This window comes from Micromonospora sediminimaris (assembly GCF_016863575.1).
In the GTDB taxonomy this organism is placed as follows: Bacteria; Actinomycetota; Actinomycetes; order Mycobacteriales; family Micromonosporaceae; genus Micromonospora; species Micromonospora sediminimaris.
This window is the reverse complement of sequence record NZ_BOPD01000020.1, coordinates 140,287-149,581: the sequence shown is the minus strand read 5'-3', so window position 1 is coordinate 149,581 and position 9,295 is coordinate 140,287. Positions and strand designations below refer to the sequence as shown.

Below are 9,295 nucleotides of genomic sequence, written 5' to 3'. Positions count from 1 at the left end.
AACGGACACCGGCGGAGCCGGGCACGGCGGGCCACACCCCAAGCTGCGACGGATCAGGCGGCGGGCCAGTCTTGGGAGGCCATACGTGGCGAGACCGCCCCCGGAGGGGCGGCCTCGAGCCAGGAGAGAAACCCGGTGACGGTGGATCGTGCCATGGCGATCTCGACCGGGGCGTGTCGACTGGTACAGCGGAGGATGATCCAGTCGGCCGGCATGGACATTCGTTCCTGCCCCTCGGGCAGTCGCCGTCGTTCGACCGCCAGCCCTTCACGGGACAGCACCCGCTTGGGTCGTACGGCGAAACTGAACATCCGGTACCACCGAAGCTCATCGCCGACGAAGCGACCGAAACCGGGCGACCAACCGCGGCCGTCGAGCATGGTGGAGGTCCGGACACTGAGCCGGATTATGCCTCCGCTACGGGTGACCAGAGCCCGCCGGATGAAGAGGAACAAGAACGCGCCGAGGAGCACAGCGACGCCGATTCCGACCCCTTCGACGATCTCCATCGGCGGGTCGGCTCAGTTGCCGGAAGCTGCGGAGGCCGGAGTGGCGGTCTCGGCCAGTACGGTCACGCCCTGCTCGCTGACCGAGAGGAAGCCGCCGGCCACGTCGTAGCTGAGCTGCTCACCCCCGGGGAGCTTGATGCGTACCTGGCCGGGCTCGGCGAGCTGGCCGAGCAGGGGCGCGTGCCCCGGCAGCACACCCAGCTCACCTTCGGTCGTCCGGGCCATGACCATCTCGGCCTTGCCCGACCAGACCTTCTCCTCGACGGCCACGAGCTGGACGTTAAGCTGCTCTGCCACGCTGTCTCCTTGCTGAGGCGGCGGATTGGGGAAATTCTAGTCGCGCCCGGGACCTGTTCTTCAGGCGGGTGCCAAGACCCGCGCCACGATCAGCTCCTGTTCACCAACTTCGGATGTTCGAGCAGGAACGGGTCCAACAGTCCCCGCTCCAGAGCCACGAAGAAGTCGTCCACCTCGGGTGCGAACTGTTCACCGAGGTACTTGCCGTTCTCCTTGATCCCGCCACCCGGCAGCTTGATCATCTGGATGTTGCCGGGACGGATGTCCTTGAGGGCGACGGCGAAGTCGACCACGCTGTGCCCCCGGCCGCTGAAGATCAGCGACTCGCCGGCCGCACGGAGCACCTTGTCCAGCTTGACCGGGTTGGTCACCACGTCGGCGCTGAGGGCCTGACCCGCCATCGCCTTGACGAACTGCTGCTGGTGCCGCTGCCGACCGTAGTCACCGTCAGGGACACCGTTCTCCGGGTACCGCTGGCGGACGTAGTCCAGCGCCTGCCAGCCGCTCAGGTGCTGCTTGCCCTTTGGGTAGACGGCCTGCGGCCCGATGTACCCCTCGCCGTTGGGGTTGCCCTGGCGGTGCTTGCCGCTCGGCTCCCGGTGCTCCGAGCGGACCTCCCGCTCGATCTTCATCGTGACGCCGCCCATGGCGTCGACGATCTTCTGGAAGCCGGAGAAGTTGATGATCGCGCCCGCGTCGAACCGCTTGATGCCGGTGACCCGCTGCACGGTGATGGCGAGCAACTCGAAGCCCTTCGCCGCGTCCGGCTTCCCGCCGGGCACCCGGCTGCCGTACGACATCGCCGCGTTCAGCTTGGTGGTGTCGCCGGGGAAGTCGGCCTTCTCGAAGGGCGGGATCTCCACGTAGAGGTCACGCGGCAGGGAGAAGAGGTACGCGCGGTCCATCTCCTTCGGCACGTGCAGCACCATGATCGCGTCGGACAGCGGCGGAGTGTCCTTGTCGCGGGGGTCGATGCCGACCAGCAGGATGTTGAGCGGACCCTTGATGTCGCTCTTGGGAGTGGCGCCGGCCGCCTGGTCGCCGAAGAGGTCCGCCTTGCCGACTGCGCCCTCGTAGCGGGCCATCAGCGCCTCCGCGCCCACCAGGCTGGTCCCGCTGAGCACCATCAGGACAACGCCGAAGATGGTGCAGAGCTGCGCCCAGCGGGGCACACCCCGCCACACCGACGAGCGCCCACCACGCTTGCCGCGTCTGCCGGCCTTACCCACAAGCATCTCCGTTCGTCACGCCCCCGGGGGGAAGTACGGGCGCGCGGGGCCGAATGGTTTAACCAATCAACGCTCATCGGCGCATGAGCGTGGCTGTGCGGTGTCCACGACATGTTCCGGGCTGTGTCTCGACACGGCGCGGGTTGCCTTCCTGGACATCGCACTGACGGTATCTCGCACTCGGCGTGATCGCCGAGCACGGGAAACCGGGCAGCGGCGATGGTACGTCGCGAAGATGAACAGAAGGCCGCCCCGGGGTTACCGGGGCGGCCTTCTTTTTTCGTGTCTTTGCGAGGTGCGCGGCGCGAAGGTCAGCCCTTCATCAGCTCGGCGGCCTTCTTCTCCAGGTCGTCGAGCCCACCGCACATGAAGAATGCCTGCTCGGGGAAGTGGTCGTACTCGCCCTCGCTGATCTTGCGGAAGGCCTCGATGGTCTCCTTGATCGGGACCGTCGAGCCCGGCACACCGGTGAACTGCTCCGCCGCGTAGGTGTTCTGCGACAGGAAGCGCTCGATCCGCCGGGCCCGCTGGACCGTGATCTTGTCTTCCTCGGAGAGCTCCTCGATACCGAGGATGGCGATGATGTCCTGCAGGTCCTTGTAGCGCTGGAGGATCCGCTTCACCTCGCTGGCCACCTGGAAGTGCTCCTGCCCGACGAACTCGGGGGCCAGGATCCGCGACGAGGAGGCCAGCGGGTCCACCGCCGGGTAGATGCCCTTGTCGGAGATGGACCGCTCCAGGTTGGTGGTCGCGTCCAGGTGGGCGAACGTGGTGGCCGGGGCCGGGTCGGTGTAGTCGTCCGCCGGCACGTAGATCGCCTGCATCGAGGTGATGGCCTGGCCCCGGACGGAGGTGATCCGCTCCTGGAGCTCACCCATCTCGTCGGCCAGGGTCGGCTGGTAACCCACCGCGCTGGGCATCCGGCCCAGCAGGGTGGAGACCTCGGAACCGGCCTGGGTGAAGCGGAAGATGTTGTCGATGAAGAGCAGCACCTCCTGCTTCTTCACGTCACGGAAGTACTCCGCCATGGTCAGCGCGGAGAGCGCGACCCGCAGCCGGGTGCCCGGCGGCTCGTCCATCTGGCCGTAGACCAGAGCGGTCTTGTCGATGACGCCGGAGTCGGTCATCTCGTGGATCAGGTCGTTGCCCTCACGGGTGCGCTCACCCACACCGGCGAAGACCGAGGTACCACCGAAGTTGCGGGCCACTCGGGTGATCATCTCCTGGATGAGCACCGTCTTGCCCACCCCGGCACCGCCGAACAGGCCGATCTTGCCGCCCTTGACGTACGGGGCGAGCAGGTCGATGACCTTGATGCCGGTCTCCAGCATCTCGGTCTTCGGCTCCAGGTCCGCGAAGGCCGGGGCCTTGCGGTGGATGCCCCAGTGGTCATCGGCCTGGATGGTCTCGCCCTCGGTGAGGTTGAGGCACTCGCCGATGGCGTTGAAGACGTGGCCCTTGACCGCGTCGCCGACCGGCACCCGGATCGGGAAGCCGGTGTCCCGCACGTCGGCACCGCGCACCAGACCGTCGGTCGGCTGCATCGAGATGGCGCGGACCAGGTTGTCACCCAGGTGCTGGGCGACCTCCAAGGTCAGCGTCTTCTCGCCGCCGGACAGGGTCACGTCCACGTGCAGCGCGTTGAACAGGTCCGGCATGGCGTCACGCGGGAACTCGGCGTCGACGACCGGGCCGATGACCCGGACCACGCGACCCGTGGCCGTCTTGGTCTCGGCTGGTCCTCCAGCAGCAGTGGAAACAGTCATCACACTTCACTTCCCGACGCGGCCAGCGCGTTCGCGCCGCCGACGATCTCACTGATCTCCTGGGTGATCCCGGCCTGGCGGGCCGAGTTCATCTCACGCGTGTACTTGTCGATCATCTCTTCGGCGTTGTCGGTGGCGCTCTTCATCGCCCGCCGCCGGGCCGCCGACTCGCTGGCCGCCGACTCCAGCAACGCCGCGTAGATCCGCGTGTTGATGTACTTCGGCAGCAGCGCGTCGAGCAACGCCTCCGCGTCCGGCTCGAACTCGTACGCCGGCAGGACGCCCTCCGACCGGGGCCGTTCCTCGATCTGCAACGGCCCGATGATGCGGGTGATCGGGTTCTGGGTCATCAGGGACTTGAACTCGGTGTAGACGATGTGCAACTCGTCCACGCCGCGTACCCCGTCCGGGCCCGGATCGCCGTCGCTGTCGTCCGCACCCGCGGTGAACGCCTTGATCAGGGTGTCACCGACCTCGCGGGCGTCGGCGAAGGACGGCTGCTCCGAGAAACCCGTCCAGCTGGCCTCGATCGGCCGGTTGCGGAACCTGTAGAACGACACGCCTTTGCGTCCGATGACGTAGAGCACCGGCTCCTTGCCGTCCGCCTTGAGCCGGGCGATCAACGACTCCGCCGTCCGGATGGCGTTGGAGCTGTAACCGCCGGCCAGACCCCGGTCGGCGGTCACCAGCAGCACGCCCGCCCGCCGCACCCGCTCGCGCGGGGTGAGCAGCGGGTGGTCGACCGAGGCGTTGGACGCCAGCGCGGTGAGCACGCCGGTGACGGCCTGGGCGTACGGCAGGGACGCCTCCACCCGGGCCTGGGCCTTGGCGATCCGGCTCGTCGCCACGAGCTCCATCGCCTTGGTGATCTTCTTCATCCCCTTCGCCGAGCGGATCCGTTGACGAAGAACACGTACCTGCGCCGCCATGGCCCGGCCCTACTGCTTCTCGGCCGGAGCCTCGCCGCTGTAGCGGGTGACCGTCTCGTGCTCGGCCTCGCCCTCCAGCGGCGCCGCCGGCGCCTCGTTGATCGTGCGCTCGTCCTCGCGGCCGAGGAAGCCCTGCTTGAACTCCGCGACGGCCGAGTCGAGGGTGGCGATGATGTCGTCGTCCCACTTGTTGTCGGCGATCGCCTGGAGCGTGGCGTTGTGCTTGCGCCGCAGGTGCTCCAGGAACTGGGTCTCGAAGCGCCGCACGTCGCCGACGGGGACGTCGTCCAGCTTGCCTTCGGTGCCGGCCCAGACGGCCACCACCTGCTCCTGCACCGGGTACGGCGAGTAGTTCGGCTGCTTGAGCAGCTCCACCAGGCGGGCACCACGGTCCAGCTGGGCGCGGGAGGCCTTGTCCAGGTCGGAGGCGAAGGCGGCGAACGCCTCCAGCTCACGGAACTGGGCCAGGTTCAGCCGCAGCGAACCGGAGACCTTCTTCATCGGCTTCACCTGGGCGGCGCCGCCGACCCGGGAGACCGAGGTACCGACGTTGATCGCCGGCCGGACGCCCTGGTTGAACAGGTCGGTCTCCAGGAAGATCTGACCGTCGGTGATCGAGATGACGTTGGTCGGGATGAAGGCCGAGATGTCGTTGGCCTTGGTCTCGATGATCGGCAGGCCGGTCATCGAGCCGCCACCCATCTCGTCGGAGAGCTTCGCGCAGCGCTCCAGCAGCCGGGAGTGCAGGTAGAAGACGTCACCCGGGTATGCCTCGCGGCCCGGCGGACGGCGCAGCAGCAGCGACACGGCCCGGTACGCCTCGGCCTGCTTGCTCAGGTCGTCGAAGACCACGAGCACGTGCTTGCCGCCGTACATCCAGTGCTGGCCGATCGACGAGCCGGTGTACGGGGCGAGGTACTTGAAGCCGGCCGGATCCGACGCCGGAGAGGCCACGATTGTGGTGTACTCCATCGCGCCCGCCTCCTCAAGGATGCCCTTGATGCCGGCGATGGTGGAGGCCTTCTGGCCGATGGCGACGTAGATGCAGCGGACCTGCTTCTTCGGGTCGCCGGAGGCCCAGTTCTCCCGCTGGTTGAGGATGGTGTCCAGGGCGACAGTGGTCTTGCCGGTCTTCCGGTCACCGATGATCAGCTGCCGCTGGCCGCGACCGATCGGGGTCATCGCGTCGATGGCCTTGATGCCGGTCTGCATCGGCTCGAAGACGGACTGCCGGGCCATCACGTTGGGGGCCTGGAGCTCCAGCTCGCGGTAGCCCTCGTCGGCGATCTCACCGAGGCCGTCGATCGGCTGGCCGAGCGCGTTGACCACGCGACCCAGGAAGGCGTCGCCGACCGGCACCGAGAGGACCCGGCCGGTGCGCTTGACGCGCTGCCCCTCCTCCAGCCCGGAGTAGTCGCCGAGGACGACGACACCGATCTCCCGGACGTCGAGGTTCAGCGCCACGCCGAGCGTGCCGTCCTCGAACTCCAGCAGCTCGTTGGTCATGGTCGAGGGCAGGCCCTCGACGTGGGCGATGCCGTCGCCGGTGTCGGCGACGGTGCCGACCTCCTCACGGGAGACGTCGGGCGAGTAGGAGGAGACGTAGCGCTCCAGGGCGCCGCGAATCTCCTCCGTCGAGATGGTCAGCTCGGCCATCCTCTGCTTCCTTAAGTATCAGGGGCCCGGGATACCTAGTACCGACCGGTCCTCGGGTCGACTGTCTTTCCGGGCGCTTCGCGGGGTGCTGGTCAGCGCTTCGCGAGCGCGTTGCGGGTCTCGTTGAGGCGGCGCAGGATCGTCCCGTCGTAGAGGTCCGAACCCACCCGTACGCTCACTCCACCGAGGATCGTCGGGTCAACCGTAAGCTTGACAGCAACCTGTCGATCGTATATGGCGGAAAGCCGATCGCCCAGGCGTCGCTCCTCCTCCTCGGTGAGCGGAGCGGCGACCGTCACGTACGCGACCTGCCGGTCCCGCCGCTCCGCCGCCAACTCCACCAGCCGGGACAACGCGGCGGTGAACGACCGGCCACCGAAGCCGGCCAGCGCCGCCTCCGCCAACCGCACCGTCACCGGCCGGGCCTTGCCCGTCAGGAGCATCCCGACCAGTTCGGCCCGCTGCGCCACCGGCGCCATCGGGTCGGACAGGGCGTTGGACAGCTGCGGGTCCGCGGCGACCACCTGGCCGAAGCGGAACAGCTCGTCCTCCACCTCGCCCAGCTCGTCGGCGCGGTCCGCGCTGGCGAGCAGCGCCTGCACACCGAGGCTCTCCGCGCCGTCGAGCAGTTCCGACGGCGCGGACCAGCGTCCGGTGACCAGGGCCCCGAGCAGGTCGAGCGTGTCCGCGCCGACCTTGCCGGAGAGCACCGAGTTCAGCAGGCCGGCGCGGTCCGCACCCTCGCGGGCCGGGTCGGAGAGCGCCCGGCGCAGCCGGACCTCCCGCCGCAGCAGGTCCGCGACGGCGAGCAGTTCCGCACCGGTGCCGGACACGGTCGACGGCTCGGCACCGGCGACGTACTCCTCCAGCCGCGCGAGCGCGGCAGCGTAGGAATCCCGGCTGGCGGCCTGCATCAGCGGGCCCCCGCGCTCTCGAGGTCGGTGAGGAACCGCTCGACGGTGCCCTTGCGGCGGGCCTCGTCGGCGAGCGACTCGCCCACGATCCGGCTGGCCAGGTCGACCGCGAGGCCGCCGACCTCCGCGCGCAGCTCGCGCACGATGGTCTGGCGTTCCACGGCCAGCGACTCCCGGCCGGCGGCGATGATCCGGTCGGACTCCTCCCGGGCCTTGGCCAGGATCTCCGTACGGATCGACTCGGCGTCGGCGCGGGCGTCGTCCCGGATCCGGGCCGCCTCGGTACGCACCTCGGCGAGCTGGGCCCGGTACTGCTCAAGCAGCTGGTTGGCCTCGGCCTGGGCAGCCTCGGCACGCTTGAGACCGCCCTCGATCGCGTCGACCCGCGCCTGGTACATCGCCTCCATGCGCGGCATCACGAACTTCAGCAGCACGAAGCAGAGCAGGGCGAAGGCGATCGACCCAATGACGAGCTCCTGCCAGATCGGCACGAGCGGGTGGTGCTCTACACCTTCAGCGGCGACATACATGTCAGACCTCCGGGTCGCGTCGGGCTACGTCAGACTGCGAACGCGAGCACCAGGCCGAACAGGGCGAGCGCCTCGACCAGCGCGAAGCCCAGGACCAGCCAGGTGCGGTTGTAGCCGGCGGACTCCGGCTGGCGGGCGCTGGCCTGGATGTAGGCCGCGAAGACCAGGGCGACACCGATGCCGGGGCCGATGGCGGCGAGACCGTAACCGATGGTGTTGACGCTGCCCTCGATGGCGGCAATAACGTCCATTGCGGGTATTCCTCCTAGTAGACGCGTGAGTTCTCACGCGTACGCGGTCGTACCGGAAGCTTGGTCGGGCCGGGCGGCCCGCCGAGGTCTGTGGATCAGTGCCCGTCGGCGAGCGACGTGCCGATGTAGTTGGCGGTCAGGGTGACGAACACGTATGCCTGCAACAGCGCGACGAGCACCTCGAAGAAGGCCATCAGGATCGCCATCAGGAACGAGAAGACCGACGTCACCTGGATGAAGATGTTGTCCGAGGCCAGCATCACGAAGCCGCCGACGGTGAACACCAGCAGGATCAGGTGGCCGGCGAACATGTTGGCGAAGAGTCGTACCGCAAGCGTGACGGGTCGGTTGATGAAGTTCTGCAGGAACTCGATCGGGATCAGCAGGACGTGCATCGGCCACGGCACGCCCGGGATGATCAGGCTCTGCTTGAGGTAGCGGCCCAGACCCTGCTTGCGGACACCGATGTAGAGGTACATCACGTAGGTGATCACGGCTAGCACGATCGGGAAGGCGATGTGCGAGTTCGGGGAGATCTGCAACCCGGGGGTGACGCCGAAGAGGTTTGTCACCGCGATGAAGCAGAACAGCACGGTGAAGTACGGCGCGAACCGGATGCCGTCCTTGCCCATCTGCTCGCGGGCGATGTTGTCCCGGACCAGGCCGTAGATCGACTCGGCCATCCACTGGCCCTTGCTCGGTACCAGCTTCGGGTTCCGGTACGTGGCCATGAAGAAGATGATCAGAAGCCCGACGGCCAGCCAGATCATCAGCGTGAACTTCGTGACCCACGGGCCGGCGAGATCCGGCGGGTAGAAGTCTCCGACGCTGGGGGGCCAGGGAAGGCCCTCTGCGGCGACAAGCTGTCCGCTCACCGTGTCATCCTCCGCACTCGACAGACCCGCGCGTGCCGGCACTCAGGCACTGAGCCTCTTCATGATCAGGTAGATCGCTCCGGCTGCGCCGAGCATCATGCCGACGGCGATTCCGACGCCGGTCGGCAGGCCCAGGAACTCCCCCGCCAACCAGCCGAGGAATCCCCACACCACGATGCCGGCGAGCAGGTAGCCGAGGACGGCTCCGGCGACACCTTCCGACGAGTGTTCGTCGGGGCTTCTGCGGTGTGGGTTGTCGGCCATGACGAGGCGAACACTATCAGCCGGGTGTTTCGCGAGTGTGCGGCACCCCCCACACTGCGAGCAGCGTGCGGGCGG

Annotated in this window: 11 protein-coding genes; all 11 read right to left on the bottom strand. The window is 68.0% G+C overall.

Features of this window, described 5'->3' with window-relative positions:
- Positions 1-53: 53 nt before the first annotated feature.
- The 11 genes from Vse01_RS17580 to Vse01_RS17530 all read right to left on the bottom strand — a co-directional run bounded on the left by Vse01_RS17580 (position 54) and on the right by Vse01_RS17530 (position 9,220).
- Entirely contained in the window at positions 54-509 is a 456-nt protein-coding gene (locus Vse01_RS17580; RefSeq protein ID WP_093405446.1) for a DUF2550 domain-containing protein, read from the bottom strand.
- Positions 510-521: 12 nt separating this feature from the next.
- Positions 522-806 carry a F0F1 ATP synthase subunit epsilon gene (locus tag Vse01_RS17575; RefSeq protein WP_093405444.1) on the bottom strand — a complete coding sequence of 95 codons (285 nt, stop codon included), beginning with the start codon at positions 804-806 and terminating at the stop codon, positions 522-524.
- An 89-nt stretch (positions 807-895) separates the two neighbouring features.
- The gene (locus Vse01_RS17570; RefSeq protein WP_093405441.1) at positions 896-2,041 is read right to left on the bottom strand and encodes an LCP family protein; all 1,146 of its coding nucleotides are present in this window, start codon (positions 2,039-2,041) and stop codon (positions 896-898) included.
- 305 nt (positions 2,042-2,346) lie between these two features.
- Entirely contained in the window at positions 2,347-3,801 is a 1,455-nt protein-coding gene (gene atpD, locus Vse01_RS17565) for a F0F1 ATP synthase subunit beta (protein ID WP_093405438.1), read from the bottom strand.
- Positions 3,801-4,730: a F0F1 ATP synthase subunit gamma gene (locus Vse01_RS17560; RefSeq protein ID WP_093405436.1), complete on the bottom strand. Its 930-nt coding sequence runs from the start codon at positions 4,728-4,730 to the stop codon at positions 3,801-3,803. The genes atpD and Vse01_RS17560 overlap by 1 nt, the downstream gene beginning before the upstream one ends.
- A 9-nt stretch (positions 4,731-4,739) precedes the next feature.
- A complete protein-coding gene (gene atpA, locus Vse01_RS17555) occupies positions 4,740-6,386 on the bottom strand; it encodes a F0F1 ATP synthase subunit alpha (RefSeq protein WP_093405432.1) in 1,647 nt (548 codons plus the stop codon).
- Positions 6,387-6,478: 92 nt separating this feature from the next.
- Positions 6,479-7,300, bottom strand: coding sequence for a F0F1 ATP synthase subunit delta (locus Vse01_RS17550; protein WP_093405429.1), 822 nt, complete (start codon positions 7,298-7,300; stop codon positions 6,479-6,481).
- Positions 7,300-7,830 (bottom strand): F0F1 ATP synthase subunit B, encoded by a 531-nt coding sequence (locus Vse01_RS17545; RefSeq protein ID WP_093405427.1) that lies wholly within the window; start codon positions 7,828-7,830, stop codon positions 7,300-7,302. The genes Vse01_RS17550 and Vse01_RS17545 overlap by 1 nt, the downstream gene beginning before the upstream one ends.
- 29 nt (positions 7,831-7,859) lie before the next feature.
- The gene (gene atpE / locus Vse01_RS17540; protein WP_013735640.1) at positions 7,860-8,081 is read right to left on the bottom strand and encodes an ATP synthase F0 subunit C; all 222 of its coding nucleotides are present in this window, start codon (positions 8,079-8,081) and stop codon (positions 7,860-7,862) included.
- A gap of 95 nt (positions 8,082-8,176) precedes the next feature.
- Positions 8,177-8,998 carry a F0F1 ATP synthase subunit A gene (atpB, locus tag Vse01_RS17535; protein WP_093405424.1) on the bottom strand — a complete coding sequence of 274 codons (822 nt, stop codon included), beginning with the start codon at positions 8,996-8,998 and terminating at the stop codon, positions 8,177-8,179.
- Positions 8,999-9,220, bottom strand: a complete 222-nt coding sequence (locus Vse01_RS17530; RefSeq protein ID WP_093405421.1) for a hypothetical protein — start codon at positions 9,218-9,220, stop codon at positions 8,999-9,001.
- Positions 9,221-9,295: the final 75 nt, after the last annotated feature.

Excerpts from the sequence above, each read along its gene's own strand:
- Vse01_RS17570 (WP_093405441.1), bottom strand. The coding sequence starts at position 2,041 with ATGCTTGTGGGTAAGGCCGGCAGACGCGGCAAGCGTGGTGGGCGCTCG.
- Vse01_RS17560 (WP_093405436.1), bottom strand. The coding sequence starts at position 4,730 with ATGGCGGCGCAGGTACGTGTTCTTCGTCAACGGATCCGCTCGGCGAAG.
- Vse01_RS17580 (WP_093405446.1), bottom strand. The coding sequence starts at position 509 with ATGGAGATCGTCGAAGGGGTCGGAATCGGCGTCGCTGTGCTCCTCGGC.
- atpA (WP_093405432.1), bottom strand. The coding sequence starts at position 6,386 with ATGGCCGAGCTGACCATCTCGACGGAGGAGATTCGCGGCGCCCTGGAG.
- Vse01_RS17550 (WP_093405429.1), bottom strand. The coding sequence starts at position 7,300 with ATGCAGGCCGCCAGCCGGGATTCCTACGCTGCCGCGCTCGCGCGGCTG.
- atpE (WP_013735640.1), bottom strand. The coding sequence starts at position 8,081 with ATGGACGTTATTGCCGCCATCGAGGGCAGCGTCAACACCATCGGTTAC.
- Vse01_RS17545 (WP_093405427.1), bottom strand. The coding sequence starts at position 7,830 with ATGTATGTCGCCGCTGAAGGTGTAGAGCACCACCCGCTCGTGCCGATC.
- atpD (WP_093405438.1), bottom strand. The coding sequence starts at position 3,801 with ATGACTGTTTCCACTGCTGCTGGAGGACCAGCCGAGACCAAGACGGCC.
- Vse01_RS17530 (WP_093405421.1), bottom strand. The coding sequence starts at position 9,220 with ATGGCCGACAACCCACACCGCAGAAGCCCCGACGAACACTCGTCGGAA.